22 protein-coding genes are annotated in these 23,772 nt (G+C 72.4%); 6 read left to right on the top strand and 16 right to left on the bottom strand.

Translation table 11 applies throughout. From position 1 onward, the window contains the following. Window position 1 precedes the first annotated feature (1 nt). Together K1T35_RS02965 and K1T35_RS02970 are read right to left on the bottom strand one after the other, a co-directional pair. Window positions 2-964 (bottom strand): DMT family transporter, encoded by a 963-nt coding sequence (locus tag K1T35_RS02965; protein ID WP_220258654.1) that lies wholly within the window; start codon window positions 962-964, stop codon window positions 2-4. A 122-nt stretch (window positions 965-1,086) separates the two neighbouring features. Beyond that, a complete protein-coding gene (locus K1T35_RS02970) occupies window positions 1,087-1,707 on the bottom strand; it encodes a dihydrofolate reductase family protein (protein ID WP_220258655.1) in 621 nt (206 codons plus the stop codon). Window positions 1,708-1,863: 156 nt separating this feature from the next. Here K1T35_RS02970 and K1T35_RS02975 point away from each other — a divergent pair, with 156 nt between their 5' ends. From K1T35_RS02975 to K1T35_RS02985, 3 genes are all read left to right on the top strand, one after another. Further along, on the top strand, window positions 1,864-2,466 hold the full coding sequence (locus K1T35_RS02975) for a TetR/AcrR family transcriptional regulator (RefSeq protein ID WP_220258656.1): 603 nt from the start codon (window positions 1,864-1,866) through the stop codon (window positions 2,464-2,466). Window positions 2,467-2,575: 109 nt separating this feature from the next. Then, window positions 2,576-2,980: a hypothetical protein gene (locus K1T35_RS02980; RefSeq protein WP_220258657.1), complete on the top strand. Its 405-nt coding sequence runs from the start codon at window positions 2,576-2,578 to the stop codon at window positions 2,978-2,980. A 161-nt stretch (window positions 2,981-3,141) separates the two neighbouring features. Then, window positions 3,142-3,786 (top strand): NIPSNAP family protein, encoded by a 645-nt coding sequence (locus tag K1T35_RS02985; protein WP_220258658.1) that lies wholly within the window; start codon window positions 3,142-3,144, stop codon window positions 3,784-3,786. A gap of 19 nt (window positions 3,787-3,805) precedes the next feature. On the opposite strand, the gene K1T35_RS02990 is transcribed toward K1T35_RS02985, so the two are convergent. The 4 genes from K1T35_RS02990 to K1T35_RS03005 are packed head-to-tail and all read right to left on the bottom strand — an operon-like array spanning window position 3,806 to window position 7,448. Continuing rightward, window positions 3,806-4,225: a PIN domain-containing protein gene (locus tag K1T35_RS02990; protein WP_220258659.1), complete on the bottom strand. Its 420-nt coding sequence runs from the start codon at window positions 4,223-4,225 to the stop codon at window positions 3,806-3,808. Then, window positions 4,222-4,485, bottom strand: coding sequence for a hypothetical protein (locus K1T35_RS02995; protein ID WP_255621530.1), 264 nt, complete (start codon window positions 4,483-4,485; stop codon window positions 4,222-4,224). Before K1T35_RS02995 ends, K1T35_RS02990 begins: the two co-directional genes overlap by 4 nt. Before the next feature lie 32 nt (window positions 4,486-4,517). Then, a complete protein-coding gene (locus K1T35_RS03000; RefSeq protein ID WP_220258660.1) occupies window positions 4,518-6,110 on the bottom strand; it encodes an AbgT family transporter in 1,593 nt (530 codons plus the stop codon). A gap of 9 nt (window positions 6,111-6,119) precedes the next feature. Further along, window positions 6,120-7,448: a M20 family metallopeptidase gene (locus tag K1T35_RS03005; RefSeq protein ID WP_220258661.1), complete on the bottom strand. Its 1,329-nt coding sequence runs from the start codon at window positions 7,446-7,448 to the stop codon at window positions 6,120-6,122. A gap of 46 nt (window positions 7,449-7,494) precedes the next feature. Between K1T35_RS03005 and K1T35_RS03010 the strand changes: the two genes are divergently transcribed. Further along, entirely contained in the window at window positions 7,495-8,079 is a 585-nt protein-coding gene (locus K1T35_RS03010) for a MaoC family dehydratase (RefSeq protein ID WP_370645300.1), read from the top strand. Here K1T35_RS03010 and hrpA read toward each other — a convergent pair. From hrpA to K1T35_RS03050, 8 genes are all read right to left on the bottom strand, one after another. Continuing rightward, on the bottom strand, window positions 8,042-12,145 hold the full coding sequence (gene hrpA / locus K1T35_RS03015) for an ATP-dependent RNA helicase HrpA (protein ID WP_220258662.1): 4,104 nt from the start codon (window positions 12,143-12,145) through the stop codon (window positions 8,042-8,044). The genes K1T35_RS03010 and hrpA overlap by 38 nt on opposite strands. A 29-nt stretch (window positions 12,146-12,174) precedes the next feature. Continuing rightward, window positions 12,175-12,435 (bottom strand): hypothetical protein, encoded by a 261-nt coding sequence (locus tag K1T35_RS03020; protein WP_220258663.1) that lies wholly within the window; start codon window positions 12,433-12,435, stop codon window positions 12,175-12,177. Window positions 12,436-12,472: 37 nt separating this feature from the next. Further along, the gene (locus tag K1T35_RS03025; RefSeq protein ID WP_220258664.1) at window positions 12,473-13,888 is read right to left on the bottom strand and encodes an ABC transporter ATP-binding protein; all 1,416 of its coding nucleotides are present in this window, start codon (window positions 13,886-13,888) and stop codon (window positions 12,473-12,475) included. Further along, entirely contained in the window at window positions 13,888-14,679 is a 792-nt protein-coding gene (locus K1T35_RS03030; protein ID WP_220258665.1) for an ABC transporter permease, read from the bottom strand. The genes K1T35_RS03025 and K1T35_RS03030 overlap by 1 nt, the downstream gene beginning before the upstream one ends. Beyond that, complete coding sequence (locus tag K1T35_RS03035) at window positions 14,676-15,593, bottom strand: ABC transporter permease (RefSeq protein ID WP_220258666.1); 918 nt, start codon at window positions 15,591-15,593, stop codon at window positions 14,676-14,678. The genes K1T35_RS03030 and K1T35_RS03035 overlap by 4 nt, the downstream gene beginning before the upstream one ends. Then, a complete protein-coding gene (locus K1T35_RS03040) occupies window positions 15,580-17,076 on the bottom strand; it encodes an ABC transporter substrate-binding protein (RefSeq protein WP_220258667.1) in 1,497 nt (498 codons plus the stop codon). Before K1T35_RS03040 ends, K1T35_RS03035 begins: the two co-directional genes overlap by 14 nt. Window positions 17,077-17,932: 856 nt before the next feature. Further along, window positions 17,933-18,751: a serine hydrolase gene (locus K1T35_RS03045; protein ID WP_220258668.1), complete on the bottom strand. Its 819-nt coding sequence runs from the start codon at window positions 18,749-18,751 to the stop codon at window positions 17,933-17,935. Next, window positions 18,744-19,424, bottom strand: coding sequence for an SDR family NAD(P)-dependent oxidoreductase (locus K1T35_RS03050; RefSeq protein ID WP_220258669.1), 681 nt, complete (start codon window positions 19,422-19,424; stop codon window positions 18,744-18,746). Before K1T35_RS03050 ends, K1T35_RS03045 begins: the two co-directional genes overlap by 8 nt. 36 nt (window positions 19,425-19,460) lie before the next feature. Here K1T35_RS03050 and K1T35_RS03055 point away from each other — a divergent pair, with 36 nt between their 5' ends. Then, window positions 19,461-20,327 (top strand): DUF72 domain-containing protein, encoded by an 867-nt coding sequence (locus K1T35_RS03055; RefSeq protein ID WP_220258670.1) that lies wholly within the window; start codon window positions 19,461-19,463, stop codon window positions 20,325-20,327. Continuing rightward, entirely contained in the window at window positions 20,324-20,827 is a 504-nt protein-coding gene (locus tag K1T35_RS03060; protein WP_220258671.1) for a CinA family protein, read from the top strand. The genes K1T35_RS03055 and K1T35_RS03060 overlap by 4 nt, the downstream gene beginning before the upstream one ends. On the opposite strand, the gene K1T35_RS03065 is transcribed toward K1T35_RS03060, so the two are convergent. Continuing rightward, a complete protein-coding gene (locus K1T35_RS03065) occupies window positions 20,801-21,982 on the bottom strand; it encodes an MFS transporter (RefSeq protein WP_220258672.1) in 1,182 nt (393 codons plus the stop codon). The two genes, K1T35_RS03060 and K1T35_RS03065, sit on opposite strands and share 27 nt — an antisense overlap. 81 nt (window positions 21,983-22,063) lie before the next feature. Continuing rightward, complete coding sequence (locus tag K1T35_RS03070) at window positions 22,064-23,671, bottom strand: acyl--CoA ligase family protein (RefSeq protein WP_220258673.1); 1,608 nt, start codon at window positions 23,669-23,671, stop codon at window positions 22,064-22,066. Between the last annotated feature and the right edge of the window lie 101 nt (window positions 23,672-23,772).

Raw genomic sequence — 23,772 nt, forward strand, 5'->3', positions numbered from 1 at the left:
CTCAGATCAACTGGACGAGCAGGGATCCGGCGACGAGCAGCACCAGCCCGGTCCCGCGCCGGGCACTGAGCGGTCTGCGGGGCAGGCGGAGCCAGCCGCGCGAGTCGATGGCCGCGGATGCGAGCTGCTGCCCGGTGACGGTCAGCGCGACGGTGACTGCCGCGCCGATCGCGGGGATGAGCAGGAACGTGCCGGTGACGTAGCCGACGGCGCACGCGCCGCCGAGCCACCCCCACCACGGCATGCCCGCGCCGGGAAGGCGGAGTCGCGCGGTCCGCCCCGTGACCAGGAGGGCGGCGAGCACGACGGAGATCGTGAGCGCCGCTACGACGAAGCTGACCAGCGCGACGGCGATCGGCTGTTCGAGCACCGAGCGCAGGCGGGCGTTGACGGCTCCCTGCACGGGGAGCACCGCGCCTGCGACCAGCCCGAGCAGTAGCCACCCGCCCGCCGCCGGGGGTGCGGGCGGTGCGGGCGGTGCCGCGCCCGTCGCCGGCACCGCCGCAGGTGCGCCGGCCGGCTGCTGACCGCGGACGATCAGGGTGATGCCGGCGAGCACTGCTGTGGTGCCCGCGAGAATGCCGAGGGTGACCGGCTGCCGGGGCAACCCGAACAGCCCGAACACGTCGAGCCCGACCGACGCCAGCATCTGGCCGGTCACGAACAGCCCGCCCGCCGCGAGCGCTCCCATGCGCGGGAACAGCAGGATCCCGCTGGTGATGTAGAGCGGGCTGGCGAGCCCGCCGAGCAGGTACCACGCCGGCGCGTCGGTGATGCCGGTGAGCGCGCCGAACGCGCCTGCGGCCGCGGCCAGCACCGCCAGCAGCCCCACCGCTACCCACAGCTGCAGCGTCGACGCGCCGTACGGCGTGCCGACCGCCTTGGTCAGCTGCAGGTTCACGGACGCCTGTACGGCGAGCAAGCAGCCGATCAGCAACGCGCTGATCAGGAGGACGACAGTCATTCGCACACCTCTCTCGAAGATCTGGACATGGTGTCCGGTTTCGAGAGTACTGCAACTGGACACGGCGTCCAGTTTCGCGCGGGCCCGGCCCGTCCGGTGTCGCTGACTGCGGCACCCAGTCACTAGGTGGCGGTTGCGTACTGCGGGCGTCCGCTGGGCCGGTAGACCTGGATCGTCACGCCACCCCTGGTGGCGCGGTATTCGACCAGGTCGAGCGCTGTGTCCGGGCCGGTGGCGGGAAACAGTCGCGTGCCCTGGCCGACGACCACGGGATAGGTGAGCAGGATGATCTCGTCGACCAGCTGGTTGTCGAACAGCCAGCGGACCAGGCTGCCGCTTCCGTGCACCTGCAGCTCACCCCCCGGCTTGGCCTTCAGCTCGCGGATGGCGGCCGCGACGTCACCGGAGAGGACGGTCGTGTCCGCCCATTGCGGGTCGGTGAGCGTGCTCGATGCCACGTACTTCGGCCGCGTGTTCAAGGCTGTTCCGATGGGATTGTCGCCGTGGTTCGCCCCCCAGGATCCGGTTCCCCATGAGCCGGCGAAGATCTCGTAGGTCAGCCGTCCGAACAGGAACGCGTCGGCGCGCTGGTAGACCTGGCCGAGGAACGACTCGGCCTCGTCGTCGAACAGCGGCAAGGCCCATCCGCCGCGCTCGAATCCGCCCCTGCGGTCCTCGTCCGGCCCGCCGAGTCCCTGCATCACGCCGTCGACGGAGACGTTCGTGGCGATCGTCAGTTTCATGGTCGCAGTTCCCTTCTCGCTTGGCGGCCTCTCACTCTTGCTACGAACACGTCTGTCCCGATCCGACACCGCCCCCGGATTTCTTTCGAGGACTTCTGGTGCGCCGGTTGTGAGCGACCAACGCTGGGCTCCCGGTGGGGCCACTAGCCTGGGCCGATGGCTGCCGTCGGACCGCCGCGCGTGGGCGTCCCACCCACGGAGCGCGCCGACGCCGCCCGAAACAGGGCGCGGGTCCTCGCGGCCGCGGCGGAGCTCTTCCGCAGCCGCGAGGACCCTCGGGCCGTCACGATGGACGACGTCGCCCGCGCCGCCGGTGTCGGGCGGGCCACGCTCTACCGGCGCTACCCGGACATCGTCTCGATCGCGGAGGCGCTGCTCGGAGAGGACGAGCGCGTGCTGCAGGAGGAGCTCCTGCGCGGCGCGCCTCCGCTGGGACCCGGCGCCCCGCCTGCCGAGCGGCTCGCGGCGTTCTACGCCGCGCTGGTGGAGCACCTCGACCGGCACCTGCCGCTGGTGCTCGCGGTGGACGCGGGGGCGGCGCGGTTCGCGGTGGGCTCATATGGGTTCTGGCGCGCCCACGTGCGGTCGCTGCTGGTGGAGGCAGGCGTCCCGGACCCGGACGCCATGGTGGACGCGCTGCTCGCGCCGCTCGCGGCGGAGGTGTTCCGCCACCAGCTCGCCAGCGGCGTCACGCCCGCGAAGGTGGCCGACGCCCTTGCGCACCTGGCGCGCCGGCTGCTGTCCGACGCCGGCACATGACGCCGCGGCGCGCTCCGACAGCCGGATCGCCTCGGCTGGACTGTTGCCACTGATCGGCGGTCACTCCATCATGTGACCGATCACCGCGGAGCGTGCTGGACGGAGACCCATGAGTGACGGAGGGCCGGTTCACCGGACCGTCGACGTCCGGCTGGAGCTGCAGACCGATCCGGAGTCGGATCCAGAGGACCGGGAACTGGCGATCCGCCGGCTGCGGCGCGAGCTGTCCGAGTTCGACACCGGTGTCGTCCGACCGGCCGCCGGACCTGCCACTCCGCCCGGGTCGAAGGCGACCGACCCGGTCACGATCGGCGCCGTCGTACTGGCGCTGAGCGCCTCCGGCGGGGTCTTCGTCGCGATCGTCGAGACCGTCAAGGACTGGCTGGGCAGGCAGGCGGCCCGGCACCGGGTCACGATGTCGATCGACGGCGACTCGATCGAGCTGACGCGGGCGTCCGCGGAGGAGCGCCAGGCGCTGGTCGAAGCCTTCATCCGCCGGCATTCCGCGGACTGACCGCGCCGTGGGCAGGCGCCTGGCGCTGCTGATCGCCACGCACGAGCACGAGGAATCGTGCGTACGTCAGCGCGCGCTCCTCCGACAGTCTGCTCGTGTTCGACATCTCCGGCGGCTGACCCTGACCCCGTGTGTCGGGCCCCGGCTCTAGCCTCCGGCTCGTGACGATCCTGGAACTGCGCCAATACTCTCTCCGCCCCGGCCGGCGCGACGAGCTGATCGAGCTGTTCGAGCGGGAGTTCGTCGAGTCCCAGGAAGAGTTGGGAGCGCGGATCGTCGGCACGTTCCGGGACCTCGGCGATCCGGACCGGTTCGTGTGGGTCCGCGAGTTCGCCGACATGGCCGCCCGCCGCGCAGCGCTCGCCGGGTTCTACGGCGGCCCGGTGTGGAGGGCGCACCGCGCGGCCGCGAACGCCACGATGATCGACTCCGACGACGTGCTGATGCTCGAACCGGTCGGGCCGGGGCTTCCCGACGCGTCGCGGGCCGCCGTCGGATCGGGTTCGTCCGGCCCGTCGCGCGTGCTGGTGGTGGTCCGCAGCGGCGAGGGCCTTGAGCCGAGCGTGGCCGAGGCCGAGCGGCTGCTCGGGGTGCGCCCGGTGGTGGCCTGCTCGGCACCGTACGTCAACGACTTCCCAGCGCTGCCGGTCCGCGACGAGCAGGTGGTGGTCTGGTTCGCGTCGTTTGCCGATGCTGCCCTCCAGGCGGCCCGCGAGCCGCTGCACGCCGAACCGGCGTGGCGGGCGGGGACGCAGGCGATCCAGCTTCTCGAGCTGGAGCCCACGCCGCGGTCCGCCCTGCGCTGAGCGGCACGGCCGAGCGAGATCAGATCTTGATCACGATGACCTCGCCCGCGCACAGCGCCGCGAGGTCGTCCGGATCGGACGTGAGAACGGTGACAGGGCCTCTGGCTTTGGCCGCGAGTGCGGTGGCGCTGAGGATGGCATCGAGGGCGTGGCTGTGGCCGTGCAAGCCTGCGTCGCTCAGGAGCGCAGCGGCGTTCCGGGCGATGGCCTCCGTGACCGGCTCCACGACGATGCGCGACAGGGTCCACTCGAGCGCTGGGCGGTTGATCTTCGGGTGGATCACCTCGACGAGCGTGGCTGCGCTGGTGACGACCCGAAGGTCGTCTGCCCGAGCCAGGGCGAGCCAAGTCGTCACATCGCGGTCACGCCGAACGGCGCCTGACAGTCCCTCGCTGTCCAGGACGAGCGTCCCGCCCGGGCCGGCTGACGGTTGTGTCACGCCGCGCCCGGCGCCGGCTGGTGTTGGTGCTCGCGTTCGCGGAGCAGAATGTCGCGTTTGGCCTGGATCTCCTCGTCGCTGATCGGGCCGTGTTCGGCTTCGGCGACCGCGATCAGCTCAGCGAGGTTGTCGCGCTCGATCTGCCTGGCGACGGCCGCCGAGACGTACGCCGACAGGCCGGACGGCCCGCTTCGTGCGCGTGCTGCTTCGGCGATGTCCCGGGGCATCGTGATCGAGTACTTCTGAGTAGGCTCGGGCATGCTACTTATCCTACCGTTGATGCCACCATTCGCTATTCGCCGATCCGGACGTCGACGCCCGGCCCCATCGGGATGTCGAACGCGTAGAAGGCGGTCAGCACCAGCACCCACGCCACCCAGAACGGCACCACGAACGGCACCATCTTCGCGATCACCGTGCCCAGCCCGGCGCTGGGCTGGTAGCGCCGCACGAAGGTCAGCAGCACGATCATGTAGGGGTTGAGCGGGGTCATGACCTGCGTCGCGGCGTCGCCCACCCGGAACGCGCCCTGCACGAAGCTGGGCTCGTAGCCCAGCAGCAGGAACATCGGCACGAACACGCTCGCCATGAGCGTCCAGAGGCTGGAGCCGGACACGATGAACAGGTTGAGCAGCGAGGCGAGCACCACGAACCCGAGGATCGCCGGGTAACCGGTGAGCCCGATCGTCTGCAGCAGGTTCGCTCCGGAGACCGCGAGCCACGCGCCGATGTTCGTCCAGGCGAAGAGCGCGATGAACTGGCCGAGGATGAACGCCAGCACGATGAACCCGGAGAGGTCCTTCAGGGCCTGGCCCATCAGGAGCGGCACGTCCGCGCCCCGCCGGATCACCCCGGCGTAGATGCCGTAGAAGAGCGCGGGCACGAAGAACGCGAGGAACACCAGCGTGACCACCGAGTCCAGCAGCGGTGACGCCGGCAGATAGCCACCGGTCTCGTTCCGCAGCGGGGAGTTCGGCACGAGCACCAGCACGAGCACCGCCACCACGAGGACGAGCAGTGCGACGCCCGCGGCCCGGAGCCCGCGCCGCTCCGTGGGGGTGACGGTGGCGCTGGTCGGTTCCGCCGTGGGGTCGTCACTCCCACGCGTTGCTGTGGGGTCGTCGTCGGGTTCCACCTCGGTGTCCGGGAAGCCGGAGCGCACGAGCCCCGGCTCCACCACCCGGTCGATGATCAGGCCGGCCAGCAGGCTCAGCACGATCGAGGAGACGGCGTTGTAGAAGTAGTTCGAGATCGGTGTGACGGGCGTGCCCGTGACGGGCAGGGCCGCGGCCACCCCGTTGGTGATCCCGGCGAGCAGCGCGTCCAGGCTCGTCACCAGCAGCGACGTCGAGTAGCCCGCGCCGACGGCGGCGAACCCGCCGATCAGCCCGGCCACCGGGTGCCGGCCCGCCGCCTTGAACACGATGGCGGCGAGCGGCGGGATGATGATGAAGGCCGAGTCGGCCATGACGCTGCCGCTGACGCCGATGAAACCGAGCGCGTAGGGCAGCAGCCAGCGCGGCGCGCGCGAGAACGCGAGCCGGATCAGCGCGTTGAGCATCCCGCTGCGCTCGGCGAGCCCGACCGCCAGCATGATCGTCACGACCGTGCGCAGCGGCGGGAAGCCGATGAAGTTCTGCGCCAGCCCGGTGAAGAAGAACTCCAGCCCCGCGCCGCTGAACGCCCCGCGCACCGGAGTGATCTCGTTCTCGCCGGGGATCGTGACGCTCACCCCGAACGCCGCCATCACCGAGGACAGCACCGCGACCACGAGCGTGAGCAGCACGAACAGCATGAACGGCTCGGGCAACCGGTTGCCGGCGCGTTCGATCCAGTCCAGAACGCGGTCGAGGCGGCCGGGGGCGGACGGGCTGGTGGTGGTCACGCGGCCTCCTCAGTCGAAGAACATCGGTACGTCCAATGGGCCGCCTGCCGCGGCGAACTCGGTGTGGACGGCCTCGCGGAGGCCCGCGTCGGCCAGGTAGTCGACGGCGGTGAGCGCGAGGCCGACGGCGCCGTCGCGCACCGCGAGGTCACCGGCCGGGCCGCCTGCCGCCTCGGCGAACGCCGTGGTGTGCAGCGCGACCGTCGGGTCGGACACGGCGATCATCGGATGGATCGCGGGCATCCGGTAGCTGAGGTTGCCCAGGTCGGTGGAGCCGGTGAGGAAGTCGGGCACGACGCCGGGCGGCAGCGGCCTGCGGTCCACCGGTTCCTGATTCACCGCCCATCGTGCGGCGAGCGCGTGGTTGAACCGGATCGGCAGGTACGCCGGCAGCGGATCCCAGTGCATTTCGACGCCGCAGCCGGTCATCGCCGCCGCGCCGTGCGCGATCTCCGTCATCCGGGCGGCCAGGTCCCGCAGCGTCTCCGGCGCGGCCGATCGCACGTAGAACAGCAGCGCCGCCCGCTCGGGCACCACGTTCGGCCGGGCGCCTCCATCGGTGAAGATCCCGTGCAGCCGGTCGCTGCTGGGCAGGTGCTGACGCAGCGCCGCGATGCCCTGGTAGGCCGCCACCGCCGCGTCGAGCGCGTTGCGGCCCATGAACGGCTGTGCCGCGGCGTGCGATGCGACCCCGTGGAAGACCATCTCGACCTGGCGGCGGCCGAGGAACGGGTGCAGCGCGAGGTCGTGCGTGAACGGGTGCAGCATGATCACGGCGTCCACGTCGTCGAAGACGCCCGCGCGGGCCATCTTCTCCTTGCCTCCGCCGCCCTCCTCGGCGGGCGTGCCGATCAGCGACACCCGCCCGCCGACCCGTTCCTGGGCCATGGCGGCGGCGAGGAACCCGCCGACGCCCGTGGCGCAGATGATGTTGTGACCGCACGCGTGGCCGAGCCCGGGAAGGGCGTCGTACTCGGCGAGCACGGCGATGTGCGGGCCCTCGGTGCCGCGGGTCGCGATGAGCGCGGTGTCCAGACCGCCGACCCCGATCTCGGCGGAGTGACCGTGCCGTTCCAGGAGCGTCGCCACCGCCCGCACCGACCGGTGCTCGGCGTAGCCCTCCTCGGGGTGGGCGTGCAGGTCCTGGCTGAGCGCGACCAGATCGTCGCCGTACTCCCGCGCCGCGGCCAGCACCGCGGCCCGGACGTCCTCCGGCGCGCCCGCGTGTTCGGACGTGATCGCGTCCGCCTCGCGGACGGCACGCTCGGTGGCCGCGGTGAGCGAGCGCAGGTAGCTGTCGTCGGGTGGCGACGGCCTGGTGGCGTCGGGCTCGCACATGATCGGCACCCTAACGCGGAGGCCCCGCTCTCGCCGCCGTCGCCGAATGGACGTCAGCAAGGTGGCCATGCATGACACTTCAATCTCCGTTGAAGCTTCGCGGGCCGATCATGCGCGGATGACACGCTCGCTCGGCCCCGCCGACTTCGCCGCGCCGATCCACGACCGCTGGTTCGCCGACTACATGACCGGCGCGTGGTACGAGTACGGCCACCTCGACGTCGACGAGGAGGAGATCCTCCGCTTCGCGAAGGAGTTCGACCCGCAGCCCATCCACACCGACCCGGGGTTCGCGCGGAGCGGTCCGTTCGGCGGGATCATCGCCAGCGGCTGGCACACCGCGGGCCTCGCGATGCGGCTGCTCGCCGACCACTACCTGTCACGCGTCGCGAGCCTTGCCTCGCCCGGCATCGACGAGCTGCGCTGGCGGGTGCCGCTACGGCCCGGGGACCGGGTGCACCTGCGCGCGACGGTGCTCGACACCCGCCCGTCCCGTTCGAAGCCGGACCGCGGCTTGGTCGTCACCCATGTCGAGCTGCTCAACCAGGACGGCGGGGTGCCGATCGCCTTCCGGGCGATGAACCTGCTCGCCGTCAGACCAGATCGTCGATCGCCTTCTGGATCCGCTTGATCGAGACGGGGTAGCGGGTGCGCATCGGGTGGGCGTAGAGGCCCACCCGCAGCTCCTCGATCATCCAGCGGATCTCGCGCAATTCCGGGCCGGGTTCGACGCCCGGCGTGAGCGCGGCGAGCTCGGCGGCGTACTCGTCGGCCACCACGCGGACCTGCGCGGTCCACTCGGCGTCGCGGGCCGGGTCGGCGCGCAGCTTCTCGATCCGCCGCTCGACGGCCTCCAGGTAGCGCGCGACGTCGGCGAGCCGGGTGGCGCCTGCCGCCGTCGCGAAGCCGGGGCCGACCAGCGCGTTCACCTGCGCGGTGATGTCGGCGACGCCCGCGGCCAGCACCGGGGCGCGCAGGTCGGCGAGCTGCGCCTGGACGCGGTGCCAGACCACCAGCACGCCGCGCACGGCCTGCAGCACCTGCAGGGTCGTGGAGGCGAGGCGGTCGGCGAACAGCTTCCGCAGACGGGAGTAGGACCGCTCGTCCCACGCGGGGCCGCCCGCGGCGGCGATCAGGTGGTCGGCGGCTGCCGTGACGCAGTCGTCGAGCAGCGCGGCCACCGAGCCGTGCGGGTTTCGGGAGAGCACGAGCTTCGCGGCGTTGTCCAGGTCGCGCTGCACCTGCCGCACCGGCGACGGGGTCTCCAGCAGCAGGAGCCGCCGGACTCCGCGGTGGTGCGACGGGTCGCGCTCGGCCGCTGTCGGGAAGACCCGCACGTCGACGCTCGTGCCGCGGTCGATCAAGCCCGGATAGCCGGTGACCGTGTGGTTGCCGCGGCGGATCGGGTGCTCGCGCGGCAGCGTGCCGAACGACCATGTGGTGGCGCCCGTCGTCTCGATCTCGACGCCTGCGGCGGCGAGCTCCTCGCGCACCTTCGGCGCGAGCGTGCGCCGCAGCGCCTCCAGGTCGGTGTCCCGTGCCACCTCGCGGCCGGTCTCGTCCACCACCCGGAACGTGACGGTGAGGTGCTCGGGAAGCCGGTCCAGCTCCCAGGCCGAGCGCGGGATCTCGACGTCGCGCATCCGGCCGAGCTCGCGCTCCAGGCCGTTGAGCAGCGGTTCCCGCCCCGCCTGCAGGCGGGCGAGCACGGCGCGGGCGTGGTCGGGCGCGGGCGAGTACAGCCGGCGCAGCTGCTTGGGCAGCGTGCGGATCAGGGCGGTGACCAGCTCCTCGCGCAGCCCGGGCACCTGCCATGTGAACGGTGTGGGGTCGACCTGGTGCAGCGCGGCCACCGGCACGTCGACCGTGACGCCGTCGGTGCGCGCGCCCGGCTCGAACGCGTACGACAGCGGCAGCGTGAGCCCGCCCGCCTCGACGTGGTCGGGATAGGCGGAGCGGTCGACGCCCGCCGCCTGCGCCGTGCGCAGCATCTCCTCGGTGAAGAGGAGCAGGTCCGGCTGCCGCCGCGACTCCTTCTTCCACCACGAGTCGAAGTGCCTGCCGGAGACGACGTCCGCCGGGATGCGCTCGTCGTAGAACCCGACGAGCGCCTCCTCGTCGACGACGAGGTCGCGCCGCCGCGCGCGGTGCTCCAGCTCCTCGACGTCCTCCAGGAGCTCACGGTTGGCGTGGAAGAAGCGGTGGCGGGTGTCCCAGTCGCCTTCGACGAGGGCGTGCCGGATGAACAGCTCGCGCGAGGTCTCGGGGTCGATCCGCCCGAAGTCGACGCTGCGGCCGACGACGATCGGGATGCCGTAGAGCGTGACGCGCTCGGTGGCGACGGCTGCGGCCCGCTTGCGCGACCAGTGCGGCTCGGAGTACGTCCGCTTGACCAGGTGGCCGGCCAGGGGCTCGATCCACTCCGGCTGGATGCGGGCGGCTGTGCGGGCGAACAGCCGGGAGGTCTCCACCAGCTCGGCCGCCATCACCCAGCGCGGCGGCTTCTTCGCGAGCGGCGAGCCGGGGAAGATCATGAAGCGGGCCCCGCGGGCGCCGAGGAACTCGCGGCCGGTGTTGCGCCGATCCTTGTTCCGGTCCGCGCGTTCGGGGCCGTCGTCGCGCAGCCCGACCTGCGAGAGCAGCCCGGAAAGCACCGAGATGTGGATCCGGTCGGAATCGGCCTCGGTGTCGTTGAGCGTGAGGCCGGCGTTGCGGGCGGCCTGGCGCAGCTGCGAGTGCAGGTCCTGCCACTCGCGGATGCGCAGGTAGTGCAGGAACTCGTCGCGCAGCAGCCTGCGGAACCTGTTGCCGGACAGCTCCTCGCGCTGCTCGGCGACATACCGCCAGAGGTTGACGAACGCCAGGAAGTCCGAGCCGTCCGCGTCGAGGGTCGAGCCAGCCGCTGTCCACTCCCCGGCGAAGCGGGCGTGCTTCGCGTCGGCGGCCTGGCGCTGCTCGCTCGGGCGCTCGCGCGGGTCCTGCACGGACAGCGCGGCGGCGATGACGAGCACCTCGCGCAGGCAGCCGTTGCGGTCGGCCTCGACGAGCATGCGGCCCAGCCGCGGGTCCACCGGCAGCGCGGCGAGCGCGCGGCCCACCGCCGTGAGCTTGCGGTCGTCGAGGGCACCCAGCTCCTGCAGCAGCGCGATTCCGTCCGCGACCGCGCGCGGGTCCGGCCGCTCGACGAACGGGAACTCGGTGAGCTCGCCGAGGTCGAGCGAGATCATCTGCAGGACGACCGACGCGAGGTTGGTGCGCAGGATCTCCGGGTCGGTGAACTCCGGGCGCGCGTCGAAGTCGTCCTCGGAATAGAGGCGGATGCAGATGCCGTCGGCCACGCGGCCGCAGCGTCCGGCCCGCTGGTTGGCGCTGGCCTGCGAGACCTTCTCGATCGGCAGCCGCTGCACCTTGAGCCGCCGCGAGTAACGGGAGATGCGGGCCGTGCCGGTGTCGATGACGTAGCGGATCCCGGGGACGGTCAGCGACGTCTCGGCGACGTTCGTGGCGAGCACGACCCGGCGGCCGGGATGGGCGGCGAACACGCGGTGCTGCTCGGCGGTCGAGAGGCGGGCGTAGAGCGGGAGGAGCTCGGTGTTCCGGAAGTCGCGTTTGGTCAGTGCCTCGGCGGTGTCGCGGATCTCGCGCTCGCCGGGCAGGAACACGAGGATGTCGCCGTCGCCCTCGCGCTGCAGCTCGGCAACGGCGTCGCCGATGGCGTCGAGCTGGTCGCGGTCGGGATCGTGGTCCGGGTCGTCGAGGTCGACGATCGGGCGGTACCGGACCTCGACCGGGTAGCTGCGGCCCGAGACCTCGACGACCGGCGCGTCGAAGTGCTTCGCGAACCGTTCCACGTCGATCGTGGCGGAGGTGATGATCACCTTGAGATCGGGGCGGCGGGGGAGCAGCTGGGTGAGGTAGCCGAGGATGAAGTCGATGTTGAGGCTGCGCTCGTGGGCCTCGTCGATGATCAGGGTGTCGTACTGCCAGAGCATCTTGTCGCCCGTGAGCTCGGCGAGCAGGATGCCGTCGGTCATGAGCTTGACCAGCGTGTTCTCGCCGACGTGGTCGGTGAAGCGCACTTTCCAGCCCACCGCGTCGCCCAGCTCGGTGCCCAGCTCCTCGGCGATGCGGGCCGCGACGGTGCGCGCGGCGAGCCGCCGCGGCTGGGTGTGCCCGATCAGCCCGCGCACGCCACGGCCGAGCTCGAGGCAGATCTTCGGGATCTGCGTGGTCTTCCCGGAGCCGGTTTCGCCCGCGACGATCACGACCTGGTTGTCGCGGATCGCGGCGGCGATGTCGTCGCGACGGGCGCTGACCGGTAAGGCTTCGGGGTAGCGGATCGCGGGCACCGCGGCCGTGCGTGCGGCCATCCGTTGCTCGGCGGTCTCCACGGCGGCCTTGATCCCGGCCGCTGCGCGGGCCCGCGCGGTGGCGTCGCGGGTGCGGCGGACCGTGTCGAGGCGACGGCCGAGGCGGTGCGCCTCCCGCAGGGTGAGAACCGGGATGCGATCGGCGAGCGCGTCCAGCTCGGCGTCGTCGACGGGCGGCAGACCCTCGGTCGGTACGGCAGGCGCCTCGCCGCGGGCGCGGGGCCTGCGGCGGCGGGGACGGCGGGCACGCCGGGGCTCGCCCTCGTGGGGCGGATGATCCACCGGCTCGGGGCGCGCGTCAGCGGCTCTGGCCGCGGGAGAGGACATCAGTGCGAGAGTCTGCCTAGGTAGACGGGTCAGATCGAGCGTAGGGCGGGGACGACCTCGTCCGCGACCGGGTTGTCGGCCGCGGGGTGCTCGACGAGCGCCAGCACGCGGTTGGCGAGGAAGCGAGCCGTGCGCACGGTACTCCCGCCGCGCGTGACCTCGCTGACCTCGATCACCCCGCGGGACTGCGTGATACCGACCTTCCGGCCGGCGCGCGTTGCCTCGATCTCGTAGGTGCGTGTGGTGCCGCTTCCGGCGTCGATGACGATCTCTACTCGGTCGCCCTTCATGGCGATCGCCGCCCTTGCAATCGGTGGATTCCGCTCATTACAACGAGCTGCCCACGTCACGAATTCCCAGTTCAGCGACCCGGAGCACGCGATCTGCGTACGAAAGAAGGCGCGCATCGTCGTGGCTTGCCACCACGACGGCGCACCCGCCGTCGGCAGCCTCGCGCAGCAGCCGCACCACGCCGGCCGCGACGGTGGGATCGAGGGCCGCCGTCGGTTCGTCGGCGACGATCAGGGCCGGCTTGCCGGCCAGCGCCCTCGCGATCGCCACCCGCTGCCCCTGGCCGCCCGAGAGCTGGTGCGGTCGCGCGTCGAGGTGGGCGGGGGAGAGGCCGACGTCGGCGAACAACCGCTCGACGTCCGGCCTGGTCGCGCCGGCCTCGGCCACCGAGCGCCACACCGGCCAGCGCGGGTCCAGGCTCGCGGAGACGTCTTGGAAGATCGGCATCACGTACCCGGGACGAGGTCGGTGAGGCCGCCGCCCCTGCCAGACCTCGACGCCGCCGAGCCGGACGGTGCCCGATGCCGGTCGGTGCAACCCGGCGAGCGCCCGCAGCACCGTTGTCTTGCCCTGCCCTGATGGACCGCAGATGCCGACCACCTCACCGGCCCCTACATGGAAGTCCACGTCGACCAGCACGGGAGGGCCGCCCGGGTGGGCGAGGGTCACGCGCTCCAGGCGGGCTATTGAAACGCCACTTTCCTGAAGCGACGTCGCAGGAAAGGGGCTTTGCCGCAACTGGTTGGAAGGGAGCGCGGCCAGCAGCGCGCGCGTGTGTTCGTGGCCCGCCTTCGCCGCCAGCTCAGCGACGCCGCCGCGGTCGATCCGGATGTGCTCCACCACCCTGCCGCGCAGCAGCACGTACACCTCGTCGGCGTAGCGGCTCAGCAGCGCGAGGTCGTGCCCGGCGACCAGCGCGGAGCGGGCCCTGCCTACGAGACCGGCCATCGCGGCCTCGGCCGTGTCGGCATCGAGGGCTGACGTGGGTTCGTCGGCGAGCAGCAGCGGGGGTTCGTGCGCTGTGGCCGCCACCAGGTCGGCCCGCTGCAACATCCCGCCCGACCAGGTGTGGGGCCTGCGGCGCAGCCCGTCAGGTGCGACGCCCAACGCCGCCAGCCGCCGCGCGATGTGACCGCGCGGCGCGCTCTGCCCGTGCACCCGCCAGGCCTCTGCGACGTGGTGCCCGACCGGCCACACCGGGTCGCAGGAGCCGAACGGGTCCTGCGCGACGTAGCCGATCTCGATGCCGCGCCGCAGACCGCCGGGCCGGATCGTGCCGGACACCGCGGCCGACGACGGCAGGACGCCGAGCACCGCGTCGAGCACGGTGCTCTTGCCCGAGCCCGACTCTCCGATCAGCGCGACGACCTCGCCATCGGCGACCCGGATGTCGACCTCGTGCAGGGCCGTGACGTCGCCGTAGCGCACCGAGAGGCCCTCGACCGCGAGCATCAGCGGGCCTCTCGGGTCAGCGCGTCGCCGAGCAGGGAGGCGCAGGCCACGCTGAGCACGATCAGCGAGCCGGGCACCACCACGAGCCATGGCGCCGTGCCAGCGACCGTGGTGCTCTCGGCCACCATCTGCCCCCACTCGGCGGTCGGGGGTGCCACCCCGAGGCCGAGGAACGACAGCCCGGCCAGGCCGAGCACGACCTCGCCGAGGCCGAGCGTGGCCACCGCGGCGACTCCGGACGTCGTGGCCGGCACGACGTGGCGCAGCGCGGCCAGCGGGCGCGGTACCCCGGCGAGCTCGGCGGCCACGACGTACGGCCGGTGCAGCAGCCCGTCGGCGAACGTACGGGCGAAACGGGCCAGCGGCGCCCAGCCGGCGAGCGCCATCGCGACGACCAGGTTGGTGAGGCCGGGGCCGAGCACACCCACCACGGCGAGCGCGAGCACGAGCTGCGGGACCGCCAGCACCACGTCGACCGCGCGGGAGAGCACGGCGTCGACCACACCCCCGACCAGCGCGGCGGTGACCCCCACCAGGAGGCCCACCACCGCGGAGATGACCGTGACGAGCAGCGCGGCGCCGAGCGAGGTGTGCACTCCCGCCGCGACCCGTGCCAGCACGTCCCGCCCGGCCTGGTCCGTGCCGAGCAGGTGGGACCCGCCCGGGGCGGCCATGCGGTTCGCGTAGTCGGTCGCGTCGGGATCGGGGCCCAGCCACGGGACGGCGATCGCGAGCACGGCGAGGCAGGCGAGCAGGACCACGCCGGTCCACAGCTCGACGCGCCCAGTCATCGCGCCCGGCCCGGGTCGATCGCGGCGGCCGCCAGGTCGGTGAGCAGGCTCGCGAGGACGTAGGCCAGCACCCCGAGCAGCACGGTGCCCTGCACCACCGGGACGTCCCGCGCGACGATCGCGTCGATCAGGTACGGCCCGACGCCCGGCCACGTGAACACGGTCTCCACGACGGCCGCGCCTGCCAGCAGCGAACCGACCGTCATCCCGATCGCGGCGAGCAGGGGCGGACTCGCGCCCGGCAGCACGTGCACGAGCAGCACGCGCAGCCGCCTGGCGCCGCGCGCCCGCGCCACGTGGACGTGCCGCCGGGTACCGACGTCGATCATCGCGCCGCGCAGCACCCGCGCCCACACCGCGGCCGCTGTGAGCGCGAGCGGGATCGCCGGCAGCACGGCCCCGCTCCACGACCCGTCGGCGAGCACCCGCCCGATGCCCAGGCGCAGGACCACGACCTCCAGCAACAGGGTGCCGACCACGAAGCTGGGGGCCGCGGCGCCGAGGAACATCAGGCCGCGCGCTCCGAGGTCCGCGTGGCGGTTCTGCGCAGCGAGCGCCAGCGGGACCGCCAGCAGCAACGCCAGTCCCAGCGCGACGGCGGCGAGCCGCAGCGTGGCCGGCAGCCGGTCCGCGAGCTCCGCGGTGACCGACGCACCCGTGCGCCACGACGTGCCGAGGTCGCCCTGAGCCGCGGACAGCAGCCACCGGCCCAGCCGCACGGGCGCGGGCACGTCCAGGCCGAGCTCGGCGCGCAGGGCAGCGACCTGATCGGGCGTCGGACTGCTCACCCCGCCCGCAATCAGCACGCGCCGGGCCGGGTCGCCCGGAGCCAGCAACTGCAGCGACCACACGAGCACCGCCGCCGCGATGAGCGTGACGGCCGCTTGTGCGATCCGGAGGCTAGGTCTGCGCACCGATGTGGTGGAGCACAGACGACGGCCGGTAGCCCGCGAAGCTCTCTGCGACGATCGCGGGCGACGAGCGCTGGGCGACGATCACGACGTACCGGTTGGCGGCGACGATCTCCTGGGCGCGCTCCAGCATCGGGCGACGAGCCGGCTCCTCCGGCGTGGCCTCCAGCTGCGTGACCAGCGCGTCCAGCTCAGGATCGGCCACGCCGCCGAAGTTGCGCTGCGCGCCGGAGGTGAGGAACGACCGGAGCGGGCCGATCGGGTCGTAGGTGTAGCCGAGCGTGCCGTCGAAGCTCAGTCCGACGTCCCAGCCAGCGGGGTCGCGCATCGCGGCGTAGTTGTCGTCGACGCTCGCGATCGTGACCTCCATGCCGAGCGGGCGCAGCTGCGACTGGATCGCGACGGCGACGGTACGGGTGTCGGGCTGGGAGCCGTAGGTCAGCATCGTGACGGCGAGCCGCGCGCCGTCCCGCTGCCGGATGCCGTCCGGGCCGGTGGCCCAGCCTGCCGCGTCGAGGACGCGGGCGGCCTCGGCGGGGTCGGTGCGCTGGGTCGGCAGTGCGTAGTCGACGACGTCGGGGAAGAGGCCGGTGGGCGTGCGGTAGGGAGTTCCGAGGACGTCCTCGGCGAGCTGCCGGTAGTCGACGCCGAGCGCGAACGCCTGCCGCGCGGCCAGATCGTTCATCGGGGCCTTGTGCAGGTTCGGGATGGCGCGCAGGTGCTGCAGGGGCTGGGCGGCCACGGCGACCGACGGGCCGCTGCCGTTCGTGAACTGGGCAAGCGCGTCCGTCGGCGGGTACAGGGCGATGTCGGCTTCGCCGCTGCGCACGGCGAGCACACGCGCCTGCGGGTCGGACACGAACCGGATGCGGGCCTCGTCCAGCCGTACCTCGCCGCCCCAGTAGTTCGGGTTGCGCTCGAGCACCAGTTCCTCCGCCGACAGGCTCCGCACCCGGAACGGTCCCGTGTAGATGTCGCCCGCCGGTTCGGTGGCGGCGGGGTCGAAGACCGAGATGCCTTGCTCGTCGGCGAGCAGGTGGGGGAGGTTGCCCACTGGCCTCGACGTCGTCAGTCGCAGCGTCCGGTCGTCGAGCACCTGCGTCTCCGCCCCGGCGAGAGTCCCCTTGACCAGGGCGTTCTCCGCGAGGTGCCGGTCGAGGATGGCCTTCAGCCCTTCCGCGGCGAGCGGGTTCCCGTTGGCGAACCGGATGCGCGGGCGCAGCCGCAGCAGCCACGACGTCGCTGACTCGGAGTCCAGTGACTCGAGGAGCCAGGGCTCGACCCGCCCGTCCTCGGTGGCCCGCATCAGCAGCTCGCCGTAGCCCCACTCCGGAGACCACAGTCCTTGCTTGATCGGGTCGAGGCTGCGGACGGTGTAGGGCGTGACGACCCGAACGACCGCGTCCTCGGGAGGCGGGCTCTCGGGTGCGCCGCAGGCGGCGAGGAACAGAGGAACGGCGAGCAGGGACAGCCAGCGGCGGGGCACGGACCGGGACTGCACTACAGCCGACAATCATTGTCAAGATAGGTTTGGGGGCGGCGCTGTCGGGGGCAGCGCCGCCCGGGCGGCCGCGTCGACGACGGCGGGATACGTCGGACGCGGCAAGTCGGTGGATGGGAGCTGTCCGAGCCGGGCGCCGGTCGCCTCACGGCGCGCGGCCGCCTCGTAGGGCGGCGAAAGGGTGGGACCCGGGGACACGGGTCGCCCGGCGTCGGACAGTTCTTCCAACCCTCCCGGACCGGGATGTGTTCCCGGCTCGCGAGGGTGTCCGGACCAGGCGCTGGTCGCCTCGCGGCGCGTGGCACGACACAGCTCCAGCCGGACTGGTATTCCGTGAAGGCTCTTTACATGTGAGACCCGGGGACACAGGTCGCCCGGCCCGGACAGGCTGTACAACGGGCGACTCCCGCGGATGATTCCCGGTCCGGCGCACCGATCCCGGCATGACGATGATCACGTCCGCAGCCGGTCGGGGCGCCGGCTCGCTGAGCCCCGTGGCGTGTGGGATGCCGGCCATGATCATCCATTGGGTGCGCCGACGGCCGTATCTGGCCGCGAGCGCGCCAGTCCGGTGATCATGCCCGTGTTGGCGTGGGTCGCTCCGGGTGTGATCACCGATTGGGTGCAGGCCCGGCCGTATCTGGCCGTGGATGCACCGGTCCGGTGATCAGCCTGCCAGGCAACCTGACGTTTCGTCCTTGATCACCGATTGGGTGCGGCTCCGGCCGGATGTGGCCGCCGCTGCACCAAGCTGGTGATCATGGCGTCGCAGCCGTACCTCACTGCCGGCCCGGACGAGGGCAGCAAGAACTGATTCCGACGAACGGCGCGTTCGTCGGAATCACAGGGCTGCGAGGACCCCGTCCGTGTACGGGGGCCATGCTTCGACCGCCCACCTGCTGAAGTTCCGGTCCGTCAGGACGACGCATGCCGCCTGGGCGTCGGGGTCGACCCACAGGAACGTGCCGGACTGGCCGAAGTGGCCGAAGGTGCGGGGCGAGCTGTTCGCGCCGGTCCAGTGGGGCGACTTCCCGTCGCGGATCTCGAAGCCGAGCCCCCAGTCGTTCGGCTTCTGCCGGCCGTAGCCGGGGAGGATGCCGTCGAGCCCGGGGAAGGCGACCGTCGTGGCCTCGCCGAGGGTCTTGCGGTGCACGAGGGTCGGCGAGAGCAGTTCGGTGGCGAACCTGGCCATGTCGGAGGCGGTCGAGACGCCGCCTGCCGCGGGGGAGCCGTCCAACCGGGTGTCCGCCATCCCGAGCGGGGCGAGCACGGCCTCGTGCAGGTAGCGGTCGAACGGCATTCCCGCGGCCTCGGCGACGGTCTCGCCCAGCACCTCGAACCCGACGTTGGAGTAGATCCGCCTCGTACCCGGCTTCGCCTGCTGCACGCCGTCGGAGAACGACAGGCCGGACGTGTGCGCCGCGAGGTGGCGGACGGTCGAGCCCTCGGGGCCGGCCGGCATGTCCCACTCGACGGCGCCCTCCTCCACGGCGACGAGCACCGCGTAGGCCGCGAGGGGCTTCGTCACCGACGCGAGCGCGAACTCGCGCTCGGTCTCGCCGGCCGTGGCGAGCACCCCCGACGGGCCGACCACCGCGGCGGCGGCGTGGCCCACCGGCCAGTCGAGCACGGCACCGACGGCCGTCCGCAGGTCAGGCATCGCCGTACACCGGAATCGCGGCGCCGCTGATCGGGGCGGCGTCCGGGCCGCAGAGGAACGCGATGACCTTCGCGATCGCCTCAGGGGCGACCGCCCGCTCGGCCTGCTTCGGGCTCATCCAGGTGCGGTTGGCCGGCGTGTCGATCGTCGACGGCAGCACCGCGTTGACCCGGATCCGGTCAGCCCGCAGCTCCTCGGCCAGCAGCGCGGTGAGCCGGACGACAGCGGCCTTGCTCGTGGCGTGGGCCACCGGGGCGGCGCCGGCCATCGCCGTGCGCGACCCGACCGTGACGATCGCGCCGCCACCCCGCGCGGCCAGCCGCGGCGCCGCCGCCTGCGCCGTCCACAGGGTCGAGCCGAAGTTGGAGCGCCACAGCCCGTCGAGCTGCTCCTCGTCGACCTCGGCGAGGTTGCCCGGCACGAACCCACCGGCGAGCGCGACGAGCGCGTCCGGGGTGACGGGAAGCGCGTCCACCTCGGCGAACGCGGCGTGCACGGCCGCCCGGTCGGCGAGGTCGACCGGGATGGCGTGCACGCCGTCCTCCGCGCCCAGCTTCTCGAGCCGCTCGCCGGGCCGGTCCAGTGCCACCACCGGACGTCCGGCAGCGCGGAACTCCGCCGCCACCGCGTGCCCGAGGGCGCCTGCCGCGCCCGTCACGATCGCTGCGTTCACCCGGCCATCCTCCCCTTCCGGTGCGATGCTCGCGAGGTGGCCAGGGTCTGGGTCGGGACGTCGGGTTGGCGGTACCCGCCGTGGCGCGGCACGTTCTACCCCGAGGGCCTCGCCCAGCGCCGCGAGCTGGAGTACCTGTCCCGGCAGGTGAGCAGCATCGAGATCAACGGCTCCTTCTATTCGCTGCAGCGCCCCGAGTCCTACCGGGCATGGGCCGCCGAGACACCAGAGGGGTTCCTGTTCTCGGTGAAGGGTGGGAGGTTCATCACCCACCTCAAGCAGCTGCGCGACGTCGAGACGCCGCTGGCGAACTTCTTCGCCTCCGGGGTGCTGGCGCTCGGCCAGAAGCTCGGGCCGGTGCTGTGGCAGCTGCCGCCGCGGATGCCGTTCGACCCCGCGCGGATCGAGCCGTTCCTGCGCATGCTGCCGCGCGGCACCGGCGCCGCCGCGGAGCTCGCGACCCGGCACGACGAGCGGCTCGACGGCCGCGCGCACACGGAGACCGACACCGACCGGCCGCTGCGGCACGCCCTGGAAGTGCGGCACCCGACGTTCTGCCGGGCCGAGTTCGTGGAGCTGCTGCGCGAGCAGGGCATCGCGCTCGTGGTGGCGGACACCGCGGGTACGTGGCCGCACCTGGAGGACGTGGCCGCCGACTTCGTCTACGTCCGGCTGCACGGCGACACCGAGCTCTACACCAGCGGCTACACCCCAGAGGCCCTCGATGCATGGGCCGCGAAGGTGCGGGCGTGGCGAGCCGGAGAGGTGCCGACCGGCGAGTTCACGGTGGCGCCCGCGGCAGCCGTCGAGCCCGCCGGCCGGGACGTCTACGTGTACTTCGACAACGACGCCAAGGTGCACGCACCGTTCGACGCCGTCGCGCTGGAGCGGCGTCTCGCATGACCGGTCGCGCCCGCGGGTACTGGGGGCGGGTGCAGAGCGAGGTCCGGGAGCGGATCGCGGGCGAGGTCGCGGAAGAGGCTCGACGTCGCGGGCTCACCGTCGCCGTGGCCGAGTCGCTTACCGGCGGCATGGTGGCCACCGCGCTCGCCGCGGCCGACGCGGCATCCGAGTGGTTCCGCGGGTCGCTCGTGGCCTACTCCAGCGAGGTCAAACACGAGGTGCTGGACGTCCCCGAGGGACCGGTGGTGAGCGCCGAGGCCGCCGAGTCGATGGCGGCGGGCGTCCGCAGGCTGCTCGGCGCGGACGTCGCCGTGGCCGTGACCGGCTCGGGCGGGCCGTCGGCGCAGGACGGGCAGGAGCCGGGCACGGTCTACGTCGCCGTCGACGACGGGTCCGGCATCCGCGTACTGCGCCTCGAGTTCGACGGCGAACCCCGCGAGATCTGTATCCGTTCAGCGGAGAGCACCCTGCGCCTACTGCTGGACGGGCTCCGCCGCTAGGAGGTCGCGCGCCGCGCGATGCGCGATCAGCATCCGCCTGCCGACCACCATGAGGACGCCGGCGAACAGCATCGCCGCCGCACTGGCGAGCCATGCTGCCGGGAACGACACGTGCGCGGCGATGAAACCGAACGTGATCGGCCCCACGAACCCGCCGCCGTACACCCCGACCTGCACGATCGACGTGGCCGCCGCCGGGGCCTCCGGGTTCAGCCGCACCACCGCGAACTGCAGGAGGCCGGGCCACGACCAGCCCAGACCGAAGGCCAGGACGGTGCCCGTCACGAGCGCGATCGCGTCCGGTACGGCCAGCAGCGCGACCCCGGCCGCGCCGAGCATGAGGCTCCCGGCGACAACCGCGATGTGTCCGCCGGACCGCCGGTCGGCGAGCCACCCGTTGACCAGCCGCAGCGTCAGACCCACGACGCTGCCCATCGTCAGCGTGAGCCCGGCGAGGCCTGCGTCGATGCCGCGGTCGACGGCCGCCGCCACGAGGAAGATCCCGAGCGCGGTGGCGGCACCCGCTCCGAGCCCTGCCGCCAGCCCGATCACGCTCAGGGCGCCCGTCGCCCGCTCGCCCCGCGCAGCGGAGCTCCGGCCCCGTCCGTCCGATCCGTGCGGCGTCAGCAGCAACGCGCCGAGGGCGAGGCCGGTCGCGATGACGTAGGCCCACCGCCAGCCGATCGTCAGCGCGATCGCCGGCACGGCTGCCCCCGACAGCAGCGTCGCGATCGGGATCGCTGCCTGCTTGATGCCGAAGGAGAGCCCGAGCCGGGTGGCCGGCACGTGCCGCGCGAGCGTCAGGTTCGACGAGAGCTGGCCCAGCACGTTGCACCACGCGCAGCACAGCAGCAGCGCCACCAGCGCCGGGTACGACCGGGCGAACGCCGCGATCGTGGCCATCGCGCACGCGACGCCGATCACCGCGACCCGGCTGGTCACGCCGGAGCCGTACCGCTCCACCAGCCATCCGCACGGCAGCGATGCCACCGCGCTGATCCCGAAGTACAGCGCGACGACGAGGCCGAGGCCCGCGGGGTCGAACCCCAGCTCCGCGGAGATCTGCACGGTCAGCGCGCCGGTCAGGAAGACCGGCAGAACGGACGCCGTCGTCGTCGTGACGGCGCCGACAGCCGCTCGTACGGGACGAGCCATATGAGCAATGCTAAGCGGTAGTCGCGCCCTGGGTGTGCGCGAGTCGCGGTGTGAGTGTGGGTGAGTCGCGGTCTGCGTGCCTCAGCCGCGGATGCGCGATGTGTGCCCCGACCACTCCTTCTCCCGCAGCTCGAACTTCTGCACCTTGCCCGTGGAGGTCTTCGGCAGCTGCTCGACCAGCTCGACCGTCTTCGGCGCCTTGAACCGCGCGATGCGGCCCTTGACGTGCTCGATCAGCTCCTCGGGGGTGGCGGTCTGCCCCTCGGCGAGCACCACGAAAGCCTTGGGCCGCTCGCCCCACTGCTCGTCCGGCACGCCGATGACGGCCGCCTCCAGCACCGCGGGATGGGACACGACGGCCTGCTCGACCTCGATCGTCGAGATGTTCTCGCCGCCGGAGATGATGATGTCCTTCGCCCGGTCGCGCAGCTCGACGTAGCCGTCCGGGTGCATGACGCCGAGGTCACCGGAGTGGAACCAGCCACCGGCGAACGCCTTCTCGGTGGCGGGCTCGTCGCTGAAGTAGCCGAGCATCACGTTGTTGCCGCGCATCACGACCTCGCCCATGGTGGTGCCGTCGGCGGGGACGTCGTTCATCCGCTCGTCGACCACACGCATCTTGTCGGCACAGACCATCCCGACGCCCTGGCGGGCCTGCTTCGCCGCGCGTTCCTCGACGGGGAGGTCGTCCCATGCGCGCTGGTACTGGTTCACCGAGTACGGCCCGTAGGTCTCGGTGAGCCCGTAGACGTGCACGATCCGGAAGCCCATCCGCTCGGCGTTGGCGATCGTGGTGGGGCTGGGCGGGGCGCCTGCCGTCGTGATCGTGATCGGTTGCTCCAGGTCGCCCGCCTCCGGCGCGCGCAGGATCGTGGTGACGACGGTGGGCGCGCCGTTGAGGTGGGTGACGCCGTGCTCGCGGATCAGCCGCCAGACGACGTCGCCGCGCACCTCCCGCAGGCACACGTGGGTGCCGCCCACCGCGGTGAGCGCCCATGGCGTACACCAGCCGTTGCAGTGGAACATCGGCAACGTCCAGAGGTAGACGCTGTCGAACGTGTGCCCGGAGTGCACGATCTCGCCGAAGGAGTTCAGGTACGCACCGCGGTGCGAGTACTGCACGCCCTTCGGTCGCCCCGTCGTCCCCGATGTGTAGTTGATCGAGATGCACTCGGTCTCGTCGGAGACCTCCCACGCGAGCGGCTCGTCGTTGCCCCTTGCCAGCAGGTCGTCGTAGGTGACGCCGCTGCCGGTGCCGTCGCCGGGGCCCGCCGGGTCGACGATCGTGACGATCTCCTCCACCGTCTTGAGGCGGCGCGAGAGCGGCGCCACCGTCGGGTAGAAGGCCGCATCGACGACCAGCAGCTTCGCGCCGGAGTGGTCGAGGATGTAGCGCACCTCCTCGGTGGCCAGCCGCGTGTTGATCGCCACGAGCACGGCGCCCGCGAGCGGGACGGCGAAGTGGGCAACCAGCATCTCGGGCACGTTGGGGAGCAGGTAGGCCACGCGGTCGCCTTGCGCGATCCCGGAACCACGCAGCGCGTGCGCAACCCGGGTGACCTCGGCCGCGAACTCGGCGTAGGTGTGCCGCCGGTCGCCGTAGACGATCGCGGTCTTGTCGGGGAAGACCTCGGCCGAGCGCTGCAGGAACGCCAGCGGGGTGAGTGGGGTGTTCCAGACGGCGGTCATCAGCTCGCCTCCTTGCGCGGGGTGCCCTGATCCTCGGTGCTGCCCGGCGCGGCGACAACCACCGGTCGGGAGATTGCAGGAAAGCCACTTTGCTGCAACGG

This window comes from Pseudonocardia sp. DSM 110487 (assembly GCF_019468565.1).
GTDB lineage: Bacteria > Actinomycetota > Actinomycetes > Mycobacteriales > Pseudonocardiaceae > Pseudonocardia.

What these genes read in the sequence shown, in the direction of transcription:
- K1T35_RS02965 (WP_220258654.1), bottom strand. Translation starts at nt 964, where the DNA reads ATGACTGTCGTCCTCCTGATCAGCGCGTTGCTGATCGGCTGCTTGCTC.
- K1T35_RS02970 (WP_220258655.1), bottom strand. Translation starts at nt 1,707, where the DNA reads ATGAAACTGACGATCGCCACGAACGTCTCCGTCGACGGCGTGATGCAG.
- K1T35_RS02975 (WP_220258656.1), top strand. Translation starts at nt 1,864, where the DNA reads ATGGCTGCCGTCGGACCGCCGCGCGTGGGCGTCCCACCCACGGAGCGC.
- K1T35_RS02980 (WP_220258657.1), top strand. Translation starts at nt 2,576, where the DNA reads ATGAGTGACGGAGGGCCGGTTCACCGGACCGTCGACGTCCGGCTGGAG.
- K1T35_RS02995 (WP_255621530.1), bottom strand. Translation starts at nt 4,485, where the DNA reads ATGCCCGAGCCTACTCAGAAGTACTCGATCACGATGCCCCGGGACATC.
- K1T35_RS03005 (WP_220258661.1), bottom strand. Translation starts at nt 7,448, where the DNA reads ATGTGCGAGCCCGACGCCACCAGGCCGTCGCCACCCGACGACAGCTAC.
- K1T35_RS03010 (WP_370645300.1), top strand. Translation starts at nt 7,495, where the DNA reads ATGGACGTCAGCAAGGTGGCCATGCATGACACTTCAATCTCCGTTGAA.
- hrpA (WP_220258662.1), bottom strand. Translation starts at nt 12,145, where the DNA reads ATGTCCTCTCCCGCGGCCAGAGCCGCTGACGCGCGCCCCGAGCCGGTG.
- K1T35_RS03020 (WP_220258663.1), bottom strand. Translation starts at nt 12,435, where the DNA reads ATGAAGGGCGACCGAGTAGAGATCGTCATCGACGCCGGAAGCGGCACC.
- K1T35_RS03025 (WP_220258664.1), bottom strand. Translation starts at nt 13,888, where the DNA reads ATGCTCGCGGTCGAGGGCCTCTCGGTGCGCTACGGCGACGTCACGGCC.
- K1T35_RS03030 (WP_220258665.1), bottom strand. Translation starts at nt 14,679, where the DNA reads ATGACTGGGCGCGTCGAGCTGTGGACCGGCGTGGTCCTGCTCGCCTGC.
- K1T35_RS03045 (WP_220258668.1), bottom strand. Translation starts at nt 18,751, where the DNA reads ATGCCTGACCTGCGGACGGCCGTCGGTGCCGTGCTCGACTGGCCGGTG.
- K1T35_RS03060 (WP_220258671.1), top strand. Translation starts at nt 20,324, where the DNA reads ATGACCGGTCGCGCCCGCGGGTACTGGGGGCGGGTGCAGAGCGAGGTC.
- K1T35_RS03065 (WP_220258672.1), bottom strand. Translation starts at nt 21,982, where the DNA reads ATGGCTCGTCCCGTACGAGCGGCTGTCGGCGCCGTCACGACGACGACG.
- K1T35_RS03070 (WP_220258673.1), bottom strand. Translation starts at nt 23,671, where the DNA reads ATGACCGCCGTCTGGAACACCCCACTCACCCCGCTGGCGTTCCTGCAG.